Below are 19,185 nucleotides of genomic sequence, written 5' to 3' on the forward strand. Positions count from 1 at the left end.
ACACTGGTGACGAGCTGTAGTCGGTGTCCTACCTGTCGTGGTCTCGGGTGAAACCTGGGGGTGGGTCCGTCAGGTCTGCTCGATGATCATCACCGCGGTGGTGCCGGGGGCGAGGGCCTCGAAGATGTGCTGGGTGTCCCCGGGGTAGCAGACGTAGTCGCCCGGGTCCAGTTCGACGGTGGCGTCGACCGGTCCGACGAGGGCGCGGCCTTCGGCCAGGACGACGTGCTCGCGCACGCCCGCCTGGTGCGGCGTCGTGGTGAGGCGGGGCGCGCCGGGCTCGGCGACGATCCGGAAGAGGTCGCGCCGGGCGCCGGGTGGGCACGGCGAGAGAAGGGCGACGCCGTAGGGCGCCTCCTCGGACCGGGTGTAGGGCCCCTCGTCGGCGCGGATCACATGGACCGGCGGCAGCGGCGGCTCTACCAGGCGGCTGAACGGGACCCTGAGGGCGAGGCTGAGCGCCCAGAGCGTCTCCACGCTGGGGTTGCCGGTGCCCGACTCCAGCTGGGACAGCGTGGACTTGGCGAGCTTCGCCCGGCGGGCCAATTCGGTGAGCGAGAGGCCCGCGCGCTCGCGCTCGCGGCGCAGGGAGGTCGCGATGGTCGTGATGATGTCCGGGGTGCTGATCGTCGGCTCCTGTTCGCTGGACTGCGCGCCGCCGCTCGGACGTTCGGCAAAGAAGTCCACAGGTTCGATTTGACGAACGGCATCGCACTGTTCATTCTATTGTTCATGTGTTCGTTCTGGCGAACGATGGATCGCGGCACGCTCCGCGACATCGGCCTGGTCAGCGTCGCCGACGCGCTCGTCGGCGTGTCCTTCGGCGCGCTCGCGCTCGCGGGCGGCCTGCCCCTGTGGGTGCCGGTGGCCATGTCGGTGCTGGTGTTCGCCGGCGGCGCGCAGTTCGCGGCGCTGGGCGTCGTGCTCGCCGGGGGCGGCGCGGTCACCGCGGTGGTCACCGCCCTGGTGCTCAACGCGCGGCTGCTTCCGTTCGGGCTGGCCACCGCCGACGTCCTCGAGGGGCGCCCGTGGCGGCGGCTGGTCGGCGCGCACCTGCTCACCGACGAGTCCGTGGCGTTCACGCTGCGGCACACCGACCCACGCCAGCGCAGGCTGGCCTACTGGGTGTGCGGGATCGCCCTGTTCGTCGTGTGGAACCTCGCGGTGCTGGTCGGCGCGTACGCGGGCGGCGTGCTGGAGGACGTCAACGCCCTCGGACTCGACGCGGCCTTCCCCGCGGTGCTGCTCGCGCTCGTGATGCCCGCCCTGGCGGAGCGCCGCACCCGCGGCATCGCGCTCGTCGGCGCCGCCGTGGCGCTCGCCCTGACCCCGCTGCTCCCACCCGGCCTGCCGGTGCTGCTGGCACCGGCCGCCGCCGTCCCCCTCCTGCTGCGCGCCCGTCGCGCCGAGACCTCCTGAGGGAGATCGTCATGCCTCTGCTCGCTGTGCTCGTGCTGGCCGCGGGCACCTATGCCTTTCGGGTCGCGGGGCCGCTGGCCGCGCGGCGGCTCGATCTGGAGCGGCTGCGCGGGCCGCTCGTCGGGGCGGCCGTGGTGCTGCTGCTGGCGCTCGCGGTGACCTCGGCGGTCGCCGACGGGCAGGAGTTCGCCGGATGGGCGCGGCCCGCGGGCGTCGCGGTCGCCGCGGTCCTCGCCTGGCGCAGGGCCTCGTTCGTGGTGGTGGTGTCGGCCGCCGCCGCGGTCACCGCGGGGCTTCGCCTGCTCGGCGTGCCTTGAAGGACGCGGGACCGGGTTCGGGCTGCGGAGAAGGCAGCAGGGCCCGTCCGGATGATCCGGACGGGCCCTGCCACACGATGCGGCGCGATGTGCGGGGTCGCCTCTCGGCGAAAGGCACAACACGGCTCCAGCCGAACGGTATTCCGTGAAGGCTATAGATGGGGCCCGGGGACACCCGAGTCACATCGGCCACGCCCTGTTCAACCAATGACCCCCCAGCGATGTTCCCGCGTTCCCCGACCTTTTTCCGGACCGCCGCCTCCCGGTCCGGCGGTCCGCGGCTCCCGGGCGGCCCGCGGGGGTCCCTGCGGGCGGCCGCCGGGTGCGCGGCCCGCGGAGCCGCGCCGAGGGGAGGGCCGGGGGCGGGCGGCGCGGGGGTCGCTCTTGGGGAGGTGTGCACGGACGTGACGGCATTGTCGGTGTGCGCGGTGAGCTGCGAGAATGCCGCCATGAACGAGCGGATGCCCATCGAATGCTGGCTGTCGGACATGGACGGGGTCCTCGTGCACGAGGGGAAGCCCGTCCCCGGGGCGGAAGCCTTCATCGCAAAGGTCGTGGATTCGGGGAAGCGCTTCCTCGTCCTCACCAACAACTCCATCTACACGCCGCGCGACCTCTCGGCCCGGCTCGCCGCGGCGGGCCTGAACATCGGGCCGGAGATGATCTGGACGTCAGCCCTGGCGACCGCGAAGTTCCTCAACGACCAGCGGCCCCACGGCACGGCTTACGTCATCGGGGAATCCGGTCTGACCACGGCCCTGCACGAGGTCGGCTACATACTCACCGACCTCGACCCGGAGTACGTGGTGCTCGGGGAGACCCGGAACTACAGCTTCGACCAGATCACCCGGGCGGTACGGCTGATCGAGCGCGGGGCGCGGTTCATCTGCACCAACCCCGACCCGATCGGCCCGTCCCAGGAGGGCTCGCTGCCCGCCTGCGGCGCGGTCGCGGCGATGATCACCAAGGCGACGGGGGTCGAGCCGTACTTCGTCGGCAAGCCGAACCCGCTCATGATGCGCAGCGCGATCCGGCAGGTCGCGGGGCACAGCGAGTCGACGGCGATGATCGGCGACCGGATGGACACCGATGTGGTCGCGGGCATGGAGGCGGGCCTGGAGACGATCCTCGTTCTCACCGGGGTGACCCGCAGGCACGAGGTCGAGCGGTTCCCCTACCGTCCGTCACGAATCGTTGACTCTGTGGCGGACCTTATCGACCTTATCGGTTGAGACTTCTTAGACCCTGATGGAAGAAACTTAAATCCCCCTATGCCGGGAGAAGGGTACTTGTTGGTACCTCATAACGGTTGTCAGTGAGCCAGTGAATTCGCCGGTTCCGCGTCGATAGCCTCCGACCACTTGAGAGTTCTCGGTGGTGACGGGGGGACGCGGTGCCGGCGATTGAGGATTGCCTGACCTCGGTCATGGCGATCCCTGGCGCACGGTCCGCCGGCCTGCTGGACTTCGCCACCGGGCTCGCCATCGCGTCGGTGGGCCTGGCGCGGGACGCCGCAGAACAGGCGGCGGGAGCGTCCGAACTGGTGCGGGCCGTCGTCACCAGCCCGGTCTTCACCTCGGCGGGCACCGGGGACGAGATCGACGAGATCACCGTCAGCGGGACGGCGGGCCACCACCTCCTCGCGCTGGTCACCACCGCGACCGACGCCCGGCTGTGCCTGCACCTGGCACTCGACGCCGAACGCGGCAACATCGCCCTCGCCCGACACCGGATGCGCGACGCCCTGCGCGATCTGGCGGTGGGATGAGGCAGATCCGCGCCCAGCTCGAGCGCCTCGCCCGGGAACAGGCCACGGGCACGCTCCTCCTAGGTGACGACGGAGCCTTCCACCTCCTCGACGGACAGGTCGTGCACGCCGAGACCGGTCTCGCCCCCAGCCTGCACGACCTGCTGACGGCGTCGGGGCGGCTCAGCGAACAGGGCTGGGAAGGGCTGCGGACGCGGGGCCCCGGGCAAGGCCCCGCGTCCCCGGCCCGACTCACCGGCACCGAGCTCGAGGCGCACGCGCTCATCCAGCTGTTCGACGCGGCGTTCTTCCTGCTCCGCTCGGCGCACGAGCCGGAGTTCCACGGGGGCAAGCGCGCCTACTGGCCGGACTGCCTCGCGGTGGACCCGGTGACGCTCTGCGTGGAGACGCGCCGCCGCAGGGGCCTCCTGGACGAGGCGTGGCCCTCGCCCCTCGCCGACGACGGCCCGGTCGAGCCGGTGCGCAGGCTGCGCCGTCAGCGCGTCATCCTCACCGGTCTCCAGATGGAGATCCTGCTGAACGCCGACGGCCGCAAGACCCCGTCCGGGCTCGCGCGGGAGCTCGGACGGACCCGTTTCGGGTGCACCCTCGCCGTGCGCGGCCTCGTCGCCTCGGCGCTCGTCCGCGAACCCGAGCCCGCAGCCGGGGGAGACCCCGCGCCGCGCGGTCGGATCGGGGGTGCGCCCCTGCGGGACCAGGGGGCACCGCCCTTCGGCGGGCCGACGAAATGGGCCGATGTCGATCTCGCCTTGCTGACACAGCTACATGACGCGCTGAGGGAGCTGGAATGAGCGAAGAACGGATCTGGAGAGAGCTGCACGGGCTCCGTCTCAGGGTGCCGGACATGACCGGTTCCCTGGTCGCGACCTGCGACGGGTTCCTCGTCGCGAGCGACCTGCCCGACCTTGTGGAACCCGACGGGATGGCCGCGATGACCGCGACCGAGCTGTCCCTGTCCGACCGTGTCGCCCGTACCGCGGCCGACGGCGCCTTCGAGGAGGTCGTCATCCGCAACAGCGGCGGACATGTCGCGATCTACGCCGTGGGCCCGACCGCGGCCCTGGCGATCCTCGCCGGTCCGGGGGTCACCCTCGGCCGGCTCCATCTGGAGGCCAGGCCCGTGGCACGGGCCATCGAGGCCTTCTTGCCGGAACCCACCATGGAAAGGACGAGAAATGTCGAACCTGGACCAGTCGCTCAAGGAGATGATGTCGATCGATGGCGCCCTCGGCGTGGCGATCGTCGACTACAGCAGTGGCATGGCGCTGGGCGTGCTCGGTAGCACCAAGGCGCTGGACCTGCAGATCGCGGCGGCGGGCAACACCGAGGTCGTCCGCGCGAAGATGCGCACGATCGAGCAGCTCGGGCTGAAGGAGTCCATTGAGGACATCCTGATCACGCTCGACAAGCAGTACCACATCATCCGGCCGCTCACGAGCCGCAACGGGCAGGGCCTGTTCATGTACGCGGCGCTGGACCGGGGCCGCGCCAACCTGGCCCTCGCCCGGCACCACCTCCGCCGCATCGAGGAGAACGTCGAGGTCTGACTCCGCCGCGTCGGGTCCTCCGGGCTGACCCGTGCCGCCCCGCCCCCCTCTCGACCCCGGGGGGCGGGGCCCTTCGCCTTCGGAGGCCCGGCCCGCGCCGTTCAGCGGAGGGCGTCGGTGAGGTAGAGGACGGCGAGGCCGCAGGCGAGGACGCCGAGCAGCAGGCGGAGCGCCCGTTCCGGCATCCGCGGCTGGAGGTGGGCGCCGACGTACCCGCCGACGAGTCCGCCGAGGCCGCAGGCGATGCCGAGGGTCCAGTGCGGGGCGATGTCGCCGGCCGTGAAGAACGACAGCACGAGGTAGGTGAGGGCGCCGACGATCGAGGTGACGAACGTCGAGGCGAGTGCGGCGGGCGCGACCCGGGCCATGGGGATGCCGCGCCCGGCGAGGATCGGCCCGAGGATCGAGCCGCCGCCGATCCCGTAGATCCCGCCGATGACGCCGACGCCCAGGGCGAGCCCGGACACGGTCCGCGGCGACGGCTCGGGGAGGGCCGGGGCCGTCCCGTCAGGAGCCGGGCGGAGCGTCCGGCGCACCAGCCAGAGCCCGAGCGGCAGCAGGAAGGCCCCGACCAGGAGCTTGAAGACCTGCGGTCCGGGCAGGGCGAAGACCCGGATGAGCGCCCCGGCGACGACGCCGGGCAGGGTGCCGAGGACCAGCAGCCGGACCAGGGGGCCGCCGAGCTGCCCGCGCCGCAGGTACCGGACCAGCGCCCCGGGCCCGGACACGACGTTGTAGAGCAGGTTGGTCGGGGTCACCGCGGGGTTCGGCACGTGCAGCACGCTGAGCTGTACCGGGAGCAGGAACACCGCGCCGGAGACGCCCACCGGGGCGGTGACGACCGCGATGAGCGCCCCGGCGAGGAATCCGAGCAGGTGATGCTCCACCGATGCGCTCCCTATTTCCGGTCTTTTCTACCGGGAAACTACCGCACCGGGGCGGTCTCCGTTCTCCTGGCGAAGCGGACGGCGACCGCGGCCGCCGCCGCGCAGACCGCGCACAGCAGCCATACGGCGACATAGGCGCCCTCGGTCGGGGTGTCGCCGAGCGCCATGGTGGCCAGGATCGAGGCGATCACGCCGCCCGCGACCGCGCCGCCGAGCGTCTTCACGTTGTTGTAGAGCGCGGTGAGGACGCCGGTGCGGCTCGGCTCGGCGGCCTCGACGATCACCGTGGGCATGGCGCCGAGGGCGAGGCCCGCGCCGAAGCCCAGGCACATCTTGGCGACGATCAGCTGCCACAGCGCGTCGTGCAGCACGACCTGGAACAGGATGCCGCCCGCGATGAGGCCGAACGACAGCATCAGCGCGCGCCGGTAGCCCATGCCCCCCGCGATCCGGGCGGTGAACGCCGAGCCGACGACGGCGAGGACCGTCGCGGGCAGCGCCATGAGCGACAGGTTCAGCGCGGTCAGGCCGAAGCCGTAGCCGTCGACCTCCGGGTCGGCCGCGAGGAAGGTGGTGTCGGGGGTCTGGATGCCGAAGAAGACGACGCCGAAGAGGAAGGACACCACGAAGAAGGGCGCGATCCGCCGGTCGGCCATCGCCCGCAGGTCCACCAGCGGGTCGGCGGTGCCGAGCTCGTAGCGCGCCCACCCCGCGAGCACGGCGAAGCCGAGGAGCAGCGGCGCGAGCGTCCAGCCGGAGATCCAGCCGTCCGTCTCGGCCCGTGAGACGCCGAAGAGGATCGCGATCATCGAGAAGCCGAGCAGCACGATGCCGGGCCAGTCGGCGCGGCCGGTCGCGCGCGGCACGCTCTCGGGCACCTTGAGGTAGGAGATCGGGATGCACAGCAGGGTGAGCAGCGCGGGCAGCAGCAGCGCGACCCGGACGTCGCCGACCGCGTCGTGCACCACGCCCATGATCACCGCGCCGAGCAGGCCGCCGAAGGTGAGCGAGCCGACGAGCCGGGCGATGGCCTGGCGGGCCTTGTCCTCGGGCAGCCGGTCCTTGACCAGGGCGACCTCCAGCGGCAGCAGCGCCGCGAGTGAGCCCTGGAGGACCCGGCCGAGCAGCAGCACCTGGAGGTTCGGCGCGATCGCGACGAGCACGGTGCCCGCCGCGAGCATGACCAGCGCGATCCGCAGCATCCGCCGGTGCCCGTGCAGGTCGCCGAGCCGCCCGAAGGTCGGGACGCACACGGCGGCGGCGAGGAGCTGGAGCGACTGCACCCAGTTGAGGCTGGAGTCGGCGATGTGGTGGTGCTCGCCCAGGTCGGGGAGCAGCGGGGTGAGGCCGCCCTGGAGGAAGCCGCTGGTGAGCTCGAAGAAGACGAGGATGCCGACGACCGCGCCGACCGACGCCTCCTTGAGGCCGCCGCCCGGCTCATCGGCGCCCGACGGGACCGTCCCGGCCGTCACGCGCCGCCCGCCTTGGCCAGTCTGCGGGTGGCGAGGGTGGCGAGCAGGAGCGCGGCGTCGGGCAGCACGACGTCGTCGAACGCGGCCTGCGGGGCGTGGTTCATGGGCGCGGTGGCGGGGTCGCGGTCGGCCGGGCAGGCGCTCATGCCGAGCATGGCGCCGCCGACCTCGTTGAGGACGAAGGAGAAGTCCTCGGATCCGGCGAGCGGCTGGGGCGCCTCGAACGCGCGCATCTCACCGAAGAGGTCGACCGCGGTCTCCAGGGCGAAGGCCGCCTCTGTCGCGGTGTTGTCGGTCACCGGGTAGACGAACCTGTAGTCGAGGTCGACCTCGACCCGGTGCGCCTTGGCGATGCCCTCGATCGTCTCGATGACGATCTCGCGGACGTCGTGCCTGGTCTGCTCCGAGAACGTCCGGACGGTGCCCTGGAGCTGCGCGGTCTCGGGGATGACGTTGCGGGCGCTGCCCGCGTGCGCGGAGCCGACGGTGACGACCGCGGGGTCCAGGACGTTGATCGCGCGGGCGACCCGCGTCTGGAGCGCCAGGATCATCTCGGCCATGGCCGGGATGGGGTCACGGGTGACGTGCGGGGACGAGCCGTGCCCGCCCGCGCCCCGGATCGTCACGTCGAAGGAGTCGCTGGCGGCCAGCAGGGTGCCGGGCCGGGTCCCGATGATGCCGGCGGGCATCATGGTCGAGAACACGTGCAGGGCGTACGCGGCGATGGGCCGGGAGCCCGCGGCGTCCAGGACGCCCTCCTCGATCATGATGGGGGCACCGCCGTAGCCCTCCTCGCCCGGCTGGAACATGAAGACCACGTCCCCCGCGAGGTCGTGGCGCCGGTCGGCGAGCAGACGGGCCGCGCCGACCAGGCCCGCGACGTGCAGGTCGTGGCCGCAGGCGTGCATGGCTCCGGCGACCTGCGAAGAGTAGTCGACGCCCGTGTCCTCCTGGACCGGCAGCGCGTCCATGTCGGCGCGCAGCAGGACGGACGGGCCGGGGCGGCCGCCGCGCAGCACGGCGGTGACGGAGCTGAGGCGCTCACCCGTGGCGACCTCCAGGGGGAGGCCGTCGAGCGCGGTGAGGATCCGGTCCCGGGTCCGGGGGAGGTCGAGCCCGATCTCGGGCCGGCGGTGCAGATCGCGGCGCAGACGCTGCAGTTCGGGGGCCAACTCGGCCGCGTCATCCAAGGTGAACATGCCGCGTATCATGACGAAACACCCCGCCATTGCTCCGAAAACGCCGGGATTGACCGCTTATGCCCGATCCACTACCGGAATCCACCGCGGAACTCGACGAGCTCGACTTCCTCCTCGTCGCCGCCCTCCAGCGCGATCCCCGTGCCGACTGGGTGACGATCGGCGCCGCGCTGGACGTCGACGCCTCCACCGCGGCCCGCCGCTGGTCCCGGTTGAGCAACGCGGGCATCGCCTGGCTGACGTGCTATCCGACGTCCCTGCCCGGCGCCCGTCCGATCGTCGCCATGATCGAGATCGACTGCGTGCGCGGCAGGATGCACGAGGTGGCGGCCGAGCTGGCCGAGGACCCCCACCTGTTCACCATCGAGCACCTGACCGGCGGCCGGGACCTCATGCTCACCGCGATCTTCGGCGGGCAGGCCGAGCTGGCCCGCTACACCGGCTTCCGGCTCGGCGCGATGCCGGGGGTCGCCGCGACCCGCACCCAGCTCGCCACCACCCTGCACGCCGAGGGCAGCCGCTGGCGGCTCGACCGGCACGGGCAGGGCCCCGGCGCGATCCCCGGCCGCGGCGCGCTCACCGCCGGTGACCTCGACTTCATCCGGGTGCTGAGCGACGACGTCAGGCAGAGCGCCGCGTCCCTCGCCGCGAGGACGGGCCTCAGCCCGACGACGGTGCGGCGCCGGCTGGCCCGGATGGAGCGGGAAGGCTCGATCGCCTACCGGTGCGAGGTCGCCCACTCCCGGTCGGGCTGGCCCGTCAGCGTGACGTTCTGGGGCGCCGTCCCGGCCCGCCGGGTCGGCGAGGTCACCGCACGGCTCGCCGGGCTGCGCGAGACCCGCATGTGCGTGTCCCTCTCGGGGGAGTACAATCTCCTGTTCACGGCGTGGCTGCGCTCGGTGGACGCCATCCCGGCCTTCGAGGCCTCGCTCGCCGAGCACAGCCCCGAACTCGTCGTCACCGACCGGGCGATCGCCCTGTGGAAGCTCAAGTTCGCCGGGCACCTCCTGGATCCCCAGGGCCGCCACCTGCGCTCGGTCCCCCTGGCGCCCTGGGCCGCCGGCGAGTCCGCCGAAGCCGAGGCCCGCCTGCTGCGCGCGCTCGCGCTCGGCCCCGGCTGACCCCGCCCGGCCCGCCCGGACGACCGCGGCGGTTCCACGCGGTCTCGCCGCGCTCGGCCCCGGAGCCTGGACGACCGGGTCCAGAGGGTTGCGGGTCTCAGGACTCGGCGGGGATCCGCTTCCATCGGTCCTCGTCGGCGGAGAGGGCGGGGAGGCCGAGGAGCGTGGTGAAGTCGGTCCAGGTGAAGGGGGGCTCGGGGGCGGCGCCGGTGGCGAGGATCGAGCGGTAGGCGTCGCGCATCGCGGCGGCGGCCGCCAAGGCGGCGGCGACGGGGAAGATGGCGATGCGGCAGCCCGCGCGGCCGAGGTCGGCGAGGGGGGCGGGGGTCTGGCCCGCCGCGGAGAAGTTGACGAGGACGGGGAGGCCGCCCGAGACGTCGTGTGCCTCGGCGACGGTCGCGGCGTCGATCGCGCCCTCCACGAAGACCGCGTCCGCGCCCGCGGCGGCGAAGGCGGCGATCCGGCGCATGGCCTCCGCGCGGCCCGCGGCGCGCAGCGCGTCGGTGCGGGCGATGAGCACGAGCCGTTCGCGGGTCTCGGCGGCGGCGCGCAGGCGGCCGACGGCCTCCTCCAGCGGAGCCAGGCGGGTGCCCTCCATGTGGCCGCAGCGCTTGGGCATCACCTGGTCCTCCAGGTGCAGCGCGGCGGCGCCCGCCCGCTCGTACCGGCGGACGGTCGCGGCGACCTGGAGCGGGTCGCCGTAGCCGGTGTCGGCGTCGGCGATGATCGGCAGGTCGGTGCCGGAGGTGACCCGGCCGAGCGCGTCGAGCATGTCCGACGCGCCGACATAGCCCAGGTCGGGCAGGCCGAGCGTGACGGCGCTGACGAGCGCGCCCGACAGGTGGATCGCCTCGAATCCGGCCTCGGTGGCCAGCCGGGCCGAGAGGGCGTCGTGCGCGCCCGCGGCCATCAGGGGGGTGTCCGCGGCGAGGCGGGCGCGGAGTCGGTCGGCGGGGTGCGCGGTGCGGGTCATGGGCCGATCATTCCACGATGGAAGGACTTGCCGGATTCCGGCGTCGCGCGCCGCCCTGGGGGCCCTGTCTTCAGTGGTATGGAACTCTCACTCTGGGAGTCTTGATTGAAGGGTGGGTGGCGCTTACTTTCGGGGCGAACCCGGCGAAGGGAACGTCACCGTGCACGCTGACACGCCAGAGATGCCCTCCAAGCGCGAAGATCCCCTGGGCCTGCCCGTCGGGCTCGAGGTGTTCCGGGACGGGCCGCCCGCGAAGGTGCGGATGGCCGACGGGTCCACGACCTGGCTCGTCGGACGGCACGCCGACGCCCGCAGCGTCCTCGCCGACCCGCGGATCAGCGCCGACGACACCCATCCGGCCTACCCGAAGCTGCTTCCGGTCCCGGCGGAGAAGGGGGCGCTGTCGTTCCTGCGGTTCGACGACCCCGAGCACGGCAGGATGCGGCGGATGCTCGCGGCGGAGTTCACCGTCCGGCGGACCAACGCGCTGCGCCCGTCCATCGAGGAGGCCGTCGACCGGCTCCTGGACGACATGCTCGCCAAGGACGGGCCCGCCGACCTCGTCGCGGACTTCGCGCTGCCGCTGCCGTCCCTGGTGATCTGCGTGCTGCTCGGCGTCCCCTACGCCGACCACGGCTTCTTCCAGCGGGCGAGCCTCGAGTTCCTGAACGTCGAGGCCGACCCCGCGATCGCGATCGCCGCCGCGGAACGGCTCCAGGAGTACCTGACCCGGCTCATCGCCGCCAAGGTCGCCGATCCGACCGACGACCTGCTCGGCCGGGTCGCCGCCGCGCAGGTCGTGCCCGGGCACCTGACCGAGGAGGAACTCGTCCTCATGGCCCGGCTGCTGCTCATCGCCGGGCACGAGACCACCGCCAACATGCTGTCGCTCGGCACCCTCCTGCTGCTGAAGTCGCCCGACCAGCTCGCCCGGCTCGCCGCCGACGCCCCGGCCGTCACCGAAGAGTTGCTGCGCCACCTGTCGATCGTGCACTTCGGGCTGCCCAGGACCGCGCGCGAACCCGTCGAGGTCGGGGGCGTCACGATCGGCGCGGGGGAGGGCCTCGTCGTGTCGCTGTCGGCGGCCAACCGCGACGGCGCGCACTTCGCGGGCGACCCCGAGGCGTTCGACGCCGCGCGCGAGCCGGGCCACCACGTGGCGTTCGGGTTCGGCGCGCACCAGTGCATCGGGGCGGCGCTGGCCAGGCTGGAGATGAACATCGCGCTGCCCCGGCTCTTCGCCAGGGCGCCGGGACTGGCCTTGGCGATCCCGCCGGAGGACGTGGTGTTCCGGCCCGAGCAGTTCGTCTACGGCATCGCGGCCCTGCCCGTCACATGGTGACGGTCCTGGCGGACCGGGCGGCCTGTCGCGGCTCGGGCCTGTGCGTCTTCACCGCGCCCGAGCTGTTCGACCAGGACGACGCGGAAGGCAGGGTCGTGCTCCTGCCGGTCGAGGCGCCGGACCCGGAGCGCGCGGCCCGCGCCGTGCGGTCCTGTCCGAACGGCGCGCTCGCGCTGGGGTGACGGGTCAGGGGATCCGGGCGACGACGCCGTGCATGCAGATGTCCTCGGGCCGGGCGCGCTCCCGCTCGGGGACGTTCGGCCGCCAGTGGGGCAGGGAGCTGACGCCGGGTTCGACGAGTTCGAGCCCTTCCATGAACTCCGCGACCTCCGCCGAGGTGCGCACCCGGAACGGGATGCCGCTCATGTTGTTGACCTTGCGGTGCTCCTCCGGGTCGCCGGCCAGGTCGTCGCTGGTGGCGTGGGAGAACACGATGTAGCTGCCCGGGGCGAGCCGCTCGCGGAGCGTGCGGAAGATCCGGTGCGCCGCTTCGTCGTCCACCATGAAGTGGAACACCGCGAGCAGCATCAGCGCGACCGGCTTGGACAGGTCGATCGTCTCGTGCACCCCGGCCAGGCCGAGGATGTGCTCGGGGTCGTTCAGGTCGGCCTCCAGGTAGGCCGTCCTGCCCTCGGGCGAGCTGTTCAGCAGCGCGCGGGCGTGCACCAGCACGATCGGGTCGTTGTCGACGTACACGACCCGGCTCTCGGGCGCGATCTCCTGCGCGATCTCGTGGACGTTGCCGGCCGAGGGGAGGCCCGCGCCGATGTCGAGGAACTGCCGGATGCCCGCTTCCTCGGTCAGGTGGCGGACCGCGCGATGCAGGAAACGGCGGTTCTCGATGGCCGACATCCGGATCGTCGGAAAGGCCGCGGCGACGAGGCGACCGGATTCGCGGTCGGCCTCGAAGTTGTCCTTGCCGCCGAGCCAGTAGTCGTACCGGCGCGCGGGATGGGCGCGGGAGGCGTCGATCCCACTCGGTACCTGTTCGATATCCACAAGCGGCATTCTCCTGTAAATCGGCACTGATTGGTACATGATCGTCTAAGACGCCCGCCCTCCCGTTCTCGTCCTAGAAGGCAGCCGGTATGGACCTGCACTACAGCCCGTTCGACTTCGCGATCCAGAAGGACCCGTACCCCGTCTACAAGCGGATGCGGGAGGAGGCGCCGGTCTATCGCAACGAAGAGGACGACTTCTACGCGCTGTCCCGGCACGCCGACGTCGTCGCGGCGCTGAAGGACTCCGAGCGGTACTCCAGCAAGAACGGTCTCCGTCTTGAGCCGGCGTTCTGGGGCCCGCAGGCCGAGCAGATCTTCTCCTTCGTGGCGCTGGACCCGCCCCGGCACACCCGGCTGCGGGCGCTGGTGCAGAGCGCGTTCACCAACAAGCGCGTGCAGGCGCTGGAGCCGCGGATCCGGGAGATCGGAAAGGCCCACCTGGAGCCGCTGCTGTCGGGTGACACCTTCGACCTCATGCACTTCGCCGGCGGTTTCCCGACCGACGTCATCTCCGAGCTGGTCGGGGTGCCGGAGGCGGACCGCGCGAAGGTGCGCGACCTGGGCATGGCCATCATGTACCGCGAGCCGGACGGCGGCCCGGTGAAGGACCTGCCGCCGTCGGCCATGGCCGCGGTCGGCGCGCTCGTCGGCTACTACACCGAGCTGACGATCGACCGGGCCAAGGTCCGGCAGGACGACCTGCTGTCCGGCCTGCTCGACGCGGCGGAGGGCGAGGACAGGCTGACGCCCGAGGAGGTCGTGTCCATCCTCATCCTCCTGGTCGGCGCCGGCATCGAGACCACCATGCTGCTGCTCGGCAACGCCTGGCACGCCGCGGCCGCGCACCCGGACCAGAAGGCGCTCGCCCTCGGCGGCCGGATCGAGGACTGGGTCGAGGAGACCCTCCGCTACGACCCGCCGTCGCAGACCATCGCGCGCACCACGGTCGCCGACGTCGAGGTGCACGGGACCGTCATCCCCGCCGAGTCCCGGATCCTGCTCATGACCGGCGCCGCCAACCACGACCCCGCGGTGTTCGAGAACCCCGACGCGTTCGTGCTCGGCCGCGACACCGCGGGCTCCCTGGCGTTCGGCTACGGCCGACACCACTGCCTCGGCGCCATCCTCGGCCGGCTGGAGGCCCGCATCGCCCTCGAGGCGCTCACCGCGCACATCGCCGACTACGAGATCGACGAGGCCAACGCCGTCCGCATCGGCTCGTCCAACAACCGCGGGTTCGCCTCGCTGCCGACGAGCTTCACCGCGCGCTGACGAACGAGAAGGGCCCGGCGAGGACGCCGGGCCCTTCTCCGTCGTGCGGGGCCGGTTCCCGTGCGGCCGCGCGGTCAGGGCAGGAAGCTGGTGTGGGCGATCTCCACCGAGATGCCCGACGCCCGGTGCAGGGAGACCATCGGGTTCGCCGTGGCGAGCCGCGCCCAGCCCGCCGCGTCGAGCTGGGTGCCCGCCGCCGGGACGTCACCGGTGAGGAAGACGGGGTAGAACGGCGTGCTCGTCGTCGTGCAGGCGTTGTCCGGCAGGGCGGGCGCCTGGGTGACGATGCTGACGTACGGGGCGTTCGTGCTGCCGAGTGAGACGGTCTCGTGCACGAACACCGAGGAACCGTTGGAGAGCTGCCACGGCATGTCGTAGGAGACCTCCGGCGAGAAGGAGATCCCGGACACCGCGGAGACCTGCGTCCGCACCGAGGTGACCGGGCAGGGCAGGATCGACACGTTGCGGACCGCGCCGAGGTCGATGCCCGGCGGCTGTCCGGCGTCCTGGCCGGTGGGCGCCGCGGAGTTCTCGATGAGCTGGACCAGGACGCCGCCCGCCCCCTTCCAGAACGCGAAGGCGCCGCTGTCGGCGACCCGCTGGAAGCCCGCGTTCGCCAGCCTGGACGCCGCGTCGTCCACGTCGGTGACGGTGTAGGACAGGAACGGCTTGGCCTGCGCGGGGGTCGCGGACCAGGGGCCGGGGGCGTCGGACTCGATCAGCTCGAGGTGCGGCGAGCCGCGCAGGGTGCGGGCGCGGCGCATCTCGATGCGGGAGCTGCCGAAGCCCGCGACGGCGACGACGGGCTGGGTCGTGCGGATCTGGGTGAACCGGTTGCCGGTGCCGATCCGCAGCTGCCGCACCGCGGCGTCGATGTCGGCGACGGCGAAGCCGACGTGATCGGGCGCGCCGAGCGGACCGGTTCTCGGCCGCTCGACGCCGTCCTCGGTCATCCCGGCGCCGGGGAAGGCCAGCGCGAGCACCGGCACCAGCCCCAGCGCGAGGGCGCGCGCGATCTTGGAAAAGTGCACGAATCTCTCCATACGTGTCTGCTGACCGTGGTTCCGCGGCCGCGCGGCGCCCTCCGAGGCGCGCGCGACCACGGGACGGCATCAGGCCGTCGCGGTCAGTGCGGGGGGACCGCCCGTTAATGTCCCGGTCGGCCACGATGAGTGATGATTAAATCACTTCAAGCAGCCAATGTTGCAGAAACCGCAGGATCAGTCACTCTGTGAGAGTTTCTGGGGCTTCGGCCGGGCAGAAAACCCGTCGCGCGCCTTTCCGGAGCGGGCTAGGCTCACCGCGTTCCCCGCCGCCTTGAGGAGGCGTGCGTGCTGGACGTTCTGCTGGACATCGAGACCCAGGACCCCGACGACGTCCTGGCCCTGTGCCTGCTCGCCGGGCATCCCCGGGCGAGGCTGCGCGCGGTGACGGTCACACCGGGATCCGCGGACCAGATCGGGCTCGTCCGCCGCGTGCTCGCCCTGCTCGGGCGGGCCGACGTACCCGTCGGCGGGCGGGATCCGGGGACGGGGCGGGACCATGTCTCGGGGTTCCACCGGCGCTGGCTCGGGTCCTGGAGCCCGGCCGATCCGGACGCGCCGGCCGTCGACCTGCTGGCCGGGACGCTGACCGCGCATCCGCGCGCGGTCCTCGTCACGGGAGGGCCGCCGCACCACCTGGGCGCGCTGCTGGAGGAGCGGCCGGACGTGCGGCTCGACAGATGGGTCGCGCAGGGCGGTTTCGCCGGCGACCCGCTCGTGCCGCCCGCCGACCGGCTGCCGAAGTTCGCCGGGAAGGACGTGTGCCCCACGTTCAACTTCAACGGGGCCCCGCGTGCGGCGCTCCTCGCGCTCTCACCCGAGGCGCCCATCGGCCGTCGCGAACTCGTCTCGAAGAACGTCACGCACGGGGTCCGCTACGACCGGGCCTTCCATGAGCGGCTCGCCGCGCACAAAGCGGCGTCCCCGTCGCTCGCGCTCATCCACCGGGGCATGGACCTCTACCTGCGCCGCCGCAGGGACGGCAAGCTGCTGCACGACCCGACGGCGGCCTGCTGCGCGCTCGCCCCCGCCATCGCGGCCTGGGCCGAGGCCGAGGTGCGCCGCGAGCCCGGCGGCTGGGGCGGCCGCCCCGCCGAGCACACCCGCACCTTCCTCACCACCTCACTCGACCACGAGGCGTTCTTCCGGGTCTTCACCGGCCAGGACTGACGCCCCGGAAATGCGCGTGCGGCGCGCGGGAGCATCGGGCAGACTGCCCGGATGCCCACCCCGCGCGCCGCCCTGCTCCTCCACCAGCTCGACCTCGCCGGAGCGCTCCTGGAGTACCACCTGGACGGGCTGGGGGACGCGGAGTGCCTCTGGGAGCCGTCGCCGGTGTCGTGGAGCGTCCGGCCGGAAGGCCCCGGATGGGCCGTCGACTGGGCGGACGCCGAGCCCGACCCCGTGCCGACGCCGACGATCGCGTGGCTGATGTGGCACATCGGGTACTGGTGGACGACGGCGGCGGGGGAGTGCTTCGGCGGGGGCGCGCCCGCGCGTGCGGAGATCGCCTGGCCAGGGTCGGCGGGGGCGGCGGCCGGGTGGCTGCGCGGGCTCCTCGCGGCGTGGCGGGCGCGGCTCGCGGAGGTGACGGACGAGGAGCTCGACACGAGGACGGTACGCCTTTTCGGCCTCGAGCAGCCGCTCGCGCAGGCCGCTGCGTGGGTCAGCGTCGAACTGGTGAAGAACGTCGCGGAGATCGGCTCCCTGCGACTGCTGCACGCGGCGCGCTCGGCGCGGTGAGGCCAGCGGCCGCGGCGAGGTCGCGGAACCGCTCGGCGTCGCGGACCGCCGCGCCGCCGTGGTCGTTGTTGAGGTAGGCGAACGTCCGGGTGAAGGGGCCGCCTTCGGTGAGGCGGTCCAGCCAGGCGCCCAGCGCGCGGTCGCCGTAGTGCGGACGGGGTGCGGCCGCGCCCTCGTGCAGGCGGAGGTAGGCCCAGTCGGCGGTCGCCCACAGCGGGCCCTGGGGGCGGCCGAGCCGGTCGGCCCACACCAGGGCCGCGCCGCGCGCCTCCAGGACGCGCCTGACGTCGCCGGTCCACCAGGACGGGTGCCGGGGCTCCACCGCGACGGGGACGCCCCGGGGGAACGCGCGCAGGCACGCGGCGAGGCGGTCGGGGTCGCCGCGCAGGGTCGGCGGGAGCTGGAGGAGGACCGGTCCGAGGGCCGTCCCGAGCCCTTCGGCGGCCCGCAGGAGCCGCCGGACGGGTTCGGCGGGGTCGCGCAGCCGTTTCATATGGGTGAGGTAGCGGCTCGCCTTGACCGCCATGACGAACCCGTCGGGGACGCTCGCCTTCCAGCCCGCGAAGGTGTCCCGTTCGGGCAGCCGGTAGAAGGCGTTGTTGTTCTCGACGGTGGGGAACCGTGCGCCGTAATACGCCAGCCACCTCTTCTTGGCGACGTCTCCGGGATAGAAGCGGGTCCGCCAGTCGTCGTACATCCACCCGGACGTCCCCACGAGCAGCTCGTTCACCAGGAACACCCCTGAATACCGGCATTTCCGGATGAAGCGCAATAAAAGCCCACGGGTTGGTCAGATGCCGCGAACGTCGGCGTCGGCCGATATGCGGGCAAGGTAACGAATACGGTTCGGTTGTGCCGGGTCTGGGGTGATTCGCGATAAGACGGGAGGACTGCGGCGTGCGGAGGTGTTGTGGGACGGACGATGCGGGCCTACCGGCTCGGGGCGTGGCTCGCGGAGCCGGGATTCGCGGAGGTGCCGGTGCCCGAGCCCGGACCCGGCGAGGTGCTCGTGCGGGTCGCCGGATGCGGGCTCTGCCATTCGGACCTGGCGATGCAGGGGATCACCGCGGACGTCGGCAGGGCGCTCGGCTGGCGCGCGCCCTTCACCCTCGGGCATGAGACCGCGGGACACGTCGCGGCGACAGGGCGCGGCGTCTACGGGGTGGCGGAAGGCGACGCGGTGGCCGTCGTCTCGCCCGCCTCCTGCGGCTCCTGCCGGTTCTGCGCGCGCGGCCTCGACAGCGTGTGCACGGAGCGTCCCTACGGGCGCGGGTACGGGCGGGACGGCGGGCTCGCCGAGTACGTCCTGGTGGACGACGCACGGGCGCTGGTAAGGCTCGCCCCCGGTATGGACCCGGTGACGGCCGGTCCCTACACCGACGCGGGCGCGACCTCGTATCACGCGGTCAAAAGGGTGCTTCCGCGCGTTCCCGACGGCGGGACGGCGGTCGTCATCGGCGTGGGCGGCCTCGGCGGGTTCGCCGTGCAGTTCCTGCGGCTGCTCACCGGCGCCAGGGTCGTCGCGGTCGACACCGACCCGGACGCCCTCGCGCGGGCCCGCGACCTCGGCGCCCACGAGACGATCGTCGGCGGCCGCGGCGTCGCCAGGGCCGTGCGCGCGCTGACCGGCCACGGAGCCGACGCCGTCCTGGACTTCGTCGGCGCGGACGCCACCCTGCGCGCGGGCGTCGGCTCCGTGGCCCCCGGCGGCGCCTTCGGCCTCGTCGGCGCGGGCGGAGGCACCTATGACCGCCCGTGGTTCGGCGGCCTCCCCAAGGACGCCGAGATCTTCACCTTCCAGGGCTCGTCCGTCTCCGACCTCCGCGAAGTCCTCGCACTCGCCGCCTCGGGCGAACTCCGCAATGACGTCGCCCTCTATCCCTTCGCCGAAACCCCCACCGCCTACGCGGCCCTCCGCACCGGCGCCCTCACCGGCCGCGCCGTCGTCTCGCTCTCCTGATCCGGCTCCGGCCACCCGACGATCTTCGCGGCGAGCGCCATGGGAAACGAAAGATCATAGAATTCCGACACCCCGGAAAACCGGTTCTCACCTGCGGATATCGTCCTAGCGAACAACTCCC

22 protein-coding genes are annotated in these 19,185 nt (G+C 72.7%); 14 read left to right on the top strand and 8 right to left on the bottom strand.

What is annotated here, in order from left to right:
* Nucleotides 1-69 precede the first annotated feature (69 nt).
* Nucleotides 70-687 (bottom strand): helix-turn-helix domain-containing protein, encoded by a 618-nt coding sequence (locus EDD29_RS10745; protein ID WP_123664250.1) that lies wholly within the window; start codon nucleotides 685-687, stop codon nucleotides 70-72.
* 66 nt (nucleotides 688-753) lie between these two features.
* Here EDD29_RS10745 and EDD29_RS10750 point away from each other — a divergent pair, with 66 nt between their 5' ends.
* The 7 genes from EDD29_RS10750 (at nucleotide 754) to EDD29_RS10785 (ending at nucleotide 5,051) form a co-directional block, all read left to right on the top strand.
* Nucleotides 754-1,419 carry an AzlC family ABC transporter permease gene (locus EDD29_RS10750; protein WP_211359641.1) on the top strand — a complete coding sequence of 222 codons (666 nt, stop codon included), beginning with the start codon at nucleotides 754-756 and terminating at the stop codon, nucleotides 1,417-1,419.
* 11 nt (nucleotides 1,420-1,430) lie between these two features.
* On the top strand, nucleotides 1,431-1,736 hold the full coding sequence (locus EDD29_RS10755; protein WP_123664251.1) for an AzlD domain-containing protein: 306 nt from the start codon (nucleotides 1,431-1,433) through the stop codon (nucleotides 1,734-1,736).
* Between the two features lie 449 nt (nucleotides 1,737-2,185).
* Complete coding sequence (locus tag EDD29_RS10765) at nucleotides 2,186-2,968, top strand: HAD-IIA family hydrolase (protein WP_123664253.1); 783 nt, start codon at nucleotides 2,186-2,188, stop codon at nucleotides 2,966-2,968.
* A 194-nt stretch (nucleotides 2,969-3,162) separates the two neighbouring features.
* On the top strand, nucleotides 3,163-3,504 hold the full coding sequence (locus tag EDD29_RS10770) for a hypothetical protein (protein ID WP_246052697.1): 342 nt from the start codon (nucleotides 3,163-3,165) through the stop codon (nucleotides 3,502-3,504).
* Nucleotides 3,501-4,295, top strand: a complete 795-nt coding sequence (locus EDD29_RS10775; protein ID WP_123664255.1) for a transcriptional regulator — start codon at nucleotides 3,501-3,503, stop codon at nucleotides 4,293-4,295. The genes EDD29_RS10770 and EDD29_RS10775 overlap by 4 nt, the downstream gene beginning before the upstream one ends.
* Nucleotides 4,292-4,786: a roadblock/LC7 domain-containing protein gene (locus EDD29_RS10780; RefSeq protein ID WP_123664256.1), complete on the top strand. Its 495-nt coding sequence runs from the start codon at nucleotides 4,292-4,294 to the stop codon at nucleotides 4,784-4,786. The genes EDD29_RS10775 and EDD29_RS10780 overlap by 4 nt, the downstream gene beginning before the upstream one ends.
* Entirely contained in the window at nucleotides 4,680-5,051 is a 372-nt protein-coding gene (locus EDD29_RS10785; RefSeq protein ID WP_123664257.1) for a hypothetical protein, read from the top strand. Before EDD29_RS10780 ends, EDD29_RS10785 begins: the two co-directional genes overlap by 107 nt.
* A gap of 101 nt (nucleotides 5,052-5,152) precedes the next feature.
* Here the strand turns inward: EDD29_RS10785 and EDD29_RS10790 are convergent, their stop codons facing one another.
* From EDD29_RS10790 to EDD29_RS10800, 3 genes are read right to left on the bottom strand one after another with little or no spacing between them, the layout of a single operon-like run.
* Nucleotides 5,153-5,938, bottom strand: a complete 786-nt coding sequence (locus EDD29_RS10790) for a sulfite exporter TauE/SafE family protein (RefSeq protein WP_123664258.1) — start codon at nucleotides 5,936-5,938, stop codon at nucleotides 5,153-5,155.
* Nucleotides 5,939-5,976: 38 nt separating this feature from the next.
* Nucleotides 5,977-7,410 (bottom strand): MFS transporter, encoded by a 1,434-nt coding sequence (locus EDD29_RS10795; protein ID WP_123664259.1) that lies wholly within the window; start codon nucleotides 7,408-7,410, stop codon nucleotides 5,977-5,979.
* On the bottom strand, nucleotides 7,407-8,609 hold the full coding sequence (locus tag EDD29_RS10800; RefSeq protein WP_123664260.1) for a M20 metallopeptidase family protein: 1,203 nt from the start codon (nucleotides 8,607-8,609) through the stop codon (nucleotides 7,407-7,409). Before EDD29_RS10800 ends, EDD29_RS10795 begins: the two co-directional genes overlap by 4 nt.
* 59 nt (nucleotides 8,610-8,668) lie before the next feature.
* Between EDD29_RS10800 and EDD29_RS10805 the strand changes: the two genes are divergently transcribed.
* Complete coding sequence (locus EDD29_RS10805; protein ID WP_123664261.1) at nucleotides 8,669-9,730, top strand: Lrp/AsnC family transcriptional regulator; 1,062 nt, start codon at nucleotides 8,669-8,671, stop codon at nucleotides 9,728-9,730.
* A 97-nt stretch (nucleotides 9,731-9,827) separates the two neighbouring features.
* Here the strand turns inward: EDD29_RS10805 and EDD29_RS10810 are convergent, their stop codons facing one another.
* On the bottom strand, nucleotides 9,828-10,703 hold the full coding sequence (locus EDD29_RS10810; RefSeq protein ID WP_123664262.1) for an isocitrate lyase/PEP mutase family protein: 876 nt from the start codon (nucleotides 10,701-10,703) through the stop codon (nucleotides 9,828-9,830).
* Between the two features lie 160 nt (nucleotides 10,704-10,863).
* Between EDD29_RS10810 and EDD29_RS10815 the strand changes: the two genes are divergently transcribed.
* Nucleotides 10,864-12,045, top strand: coding sequence for a cytochrome P450 (locus EDD29_RS10815; RefSeq protein ID WP_148085922.1), 1,182 nt, complete (start codon nucleotides 10,864-10,866; stop codon nucleotides 12,043-12,045).
* A complete protein-coding gene (locus EDD29_RS10820; protein WP_170201353.1) occupies nucleotides 12,039-12,227 on the top strand; it encodes a ferredoxin in 189 nt (62 codons plus the stop codon). Before EDD29_RS10815 ends, EDD29_RS10820 begins: the two co-directional genes overlap by 7 nt.
* A gap of 4 nt (nucleotides 12,228-12,231) precedes the next feature.
* Here the strand turns inward: EDD29_RS10820 and EDD29_RS10825 are convergent, their stop codons facing one another.
* The gene (locus EDD29_RS10825) at nucleotides 12,232-13,053 is read right to left on the bottom strand and encodes an SAM-dependent methyltransferase (RefSeq protein ID WP_123664264.1); all 822 of its coding nucleotides are present in this window, start codon (nucleotides 13,051-13,053) and stop codon (nucleotides 12,232-12,234) included.
* An 80-nt stretch (nucleotides 13,054-13,133) separates the two neighbouring features.
* Between EDD29_RS10825 and EDD29_RS10830 the strand changes: the two genes are divergently transcribed.
* Nucleotides 13,134-14,318 (top strand): cytochrome P450, encoded by a 1,185-nt coding sequence (locus EDD29_RS10830; RefSeq protein WP_123664265.1) that lies wholly within the window; start codon nucleotides 13,134-13,136, stop codon nucleotides 14,316-14,318.
* Between the two features lie 74 nt (nucleotides 14,319-14,392).
* Here the strand turns inward: EDD29_RS10830 and EDD29_RS10835 are convergent, their stop codons facing one another.
* Nucleotides 14,393-15,349: a VOC family protein gene (locus EDD29_RS10835; protein ID WP_170201354.1), complete on the bottom strand. Its 957-nt coding sequence runs from the start codon at nucleotides 15,347-15,349 to the stop codon at nucleotides 14,393-14,395.
* Nucleotides 15,350-15,649: 300 nt separating this feature from the next.
* On the opposite strand from EDD29_RS10835, the gene EDD29_RS10840 reads away from it, so the two are divergent.
* Nucleotides 15,650-16,531, top strand: coding sequence for a nucleoside hydrolase (locus EDD29_RS10840; RefSeq protein WP_246052703.1), 882 nt, complete (start codon nucleotides 15,650-15,652; stop codon nucleotides 16,529-16,531).
* A gap of 51 nt (nucleotides 16,532-16,582) precedes the next feature.
* The gene (locus EDD29_RS10845) at nucleotides 16,583-17,104 is read left to right on the top strand and encodes a DinB family protein (RefSeq protein WP_123664267.1); all 522 of its coding nucleotides are present in this window, start codon (nucleotides 16,583-16,585) and stop codon (nucleotides 17,102-17,104) included.
* Here EDD29_RS10845 and EDD29_RS10850 read toward each other — a convergent pair.
* The gene (locus EDD29_RS10850; protein ID WP_246052705.1) at nucleotides 17,028-17,834 is read right to left on the bottom strand and encodes a DUF72 domain-containing protein; all 807 of its coding nucleotides are present in this window, start codon (nucleotides 17,832-17,834) and stop codon (nucleotides 17,028-17,030) included. The two genes, EDD29_RS10845 and EDD29_RS10850, sit on opposite strands and share 77 nt — an antisense overlap.
* 180 nt (nucleotides 17,835-18,014) lie before the next feature.
* Here EDD29_RS10850 and EDD29_RS10855 point away from each other — a divergent pair, with 180 nt between their 5' ends.
* Nucleotides 18,015-19,064: an alcohol dehydrogenase catalytic domain-containing protein gene (locus EDD29_RS10855; RefSeq protein WP_246052706.1), complete on the top strand. Its 1,050-nt coding sequence runs from the start codon at nucleotides 18,015-18,017 to the stop codon at nucleotides 19,062-19,064.
* Nucleotides 19,065-19,185 lie beyond the last annotated feature (121 nt).

Source organism: Actinocorallia herbida (genome assembly GCF_003751225.1).
GTDB classification, from domain to species: domain Bacteria; phylum Actinomycetota; class Actinomycetes; order Streptosporangiales; family Streptosporangiaceae; genus Actinocorallia; species Actinocorallia herbida.

What these genes read in the sequence shown, in the direction of transcription:
- EDD29_RS10750 (WP_211359641.1), top strand. Translation starts at nt 754, where the DNA reads ATGGATCGCGGCACGCTCCGCGACATCGGCCTGGTCAGCGTCGCCGAC.
- EDD29_RS10755 (WP_123664251.1), top strand. Translation starts at nt 1,431, where the DNA reads ATGCCTCTGCTCGCTGTGCTCGTGCTGGCCGCGGGCACCTATGCCTTT.
- EDD29_RS10765 (WP_123664253.1), top strand. Translation starts at nt 2,186, where the DNA reads ATGAACGAGCGGATGCCCATCGAATGCTGGCTGTCGGACATGGACGGG.
- EDD29_RS10770 (WP_246052697.1), top strand. Translation starts at nt 3,163, where the DNA reads ATGGCGATCCCTGGCGCACGGTCCGCCGGCCTGCTGGACTTCGCCACC.
- EDD29_RS10775 (WP_123664255.1), top strand. Translation starts at nt 3,501, where the DNA reads ATGAGGCAGATCCGCGCCCAGCTCGAGCGCCTCGCCCGGGAACAGGCC.
- EDD29_RS10780 (WP_123664256.1), top strand. Translation starts at nt 4,292, where the DNA reads ATGAGCGAAGAACGGATCTGGAGAGAGCTGCACGGGCTCCGTCTCAGG.
- EDD29_RS10785 (WP_123664257.1), top strand. Translation starts at nt 4,680, where the DNA reads ATGTCGAACCTGGACCAGTCGCTCAAGGAGATGATGTCGATCGATGGC.
- EDD29_RS10800 (WP_123664260.1), bottom strand. Translation starts at nt 8,609, where the DNA reads ATGTTCACCTTGGATGACGCGGCCGAGTTGGCCCCCGAACTGCAGCGT.
- EDD29_RS10805 (WP_123664261.1), top strand. Translation starts at nt 8,669, where the DNA reads ATGCCCGATCCACTACCGGAATCCACCGCGGAACTCGACGAGCTCGAC.
- EDD29_RS10810 (WP_123664262.1), bottom strand. Translation starts at nt 10,703, where the DNA reads ATGACCCGCACCGCGCACCCCGCCGACCGACTCCGCGCCCGCCTCGCC.
- EDD29_RS10820 (WP_170201353.1), top strand. Translation starts at nt 12,039, where the DNA reads ATGGTGACGGTCCTGGCGGACCGGGCGGCCTGTCGCGGCTCGGGCCTG.
- EDD29_RS10825 (WP_123664264.1), bottom strand. Translation starts at nt 13,053, where the DNA reads ATGCCGCTTGTGGATATCGAACAGGTACCGAGTGGGATCGACGCCTCC.
- EDD29_RS10830 (WP_123664265.1), top strand. Translation starts at nt 13,134, where the DNA reads ATGGACCTGCACTACAGCCCGTTCGACTTCGCGATCCAGAAGGACCCG.
- EDD29_RS10845 (WP_123664267.1), top strand. Translation starts at nt 16,583, where the DNA reads ATGCCCACCCCGCGCGCCGCCCTGCTCCTCCACCAGCTCGACCTCGCC.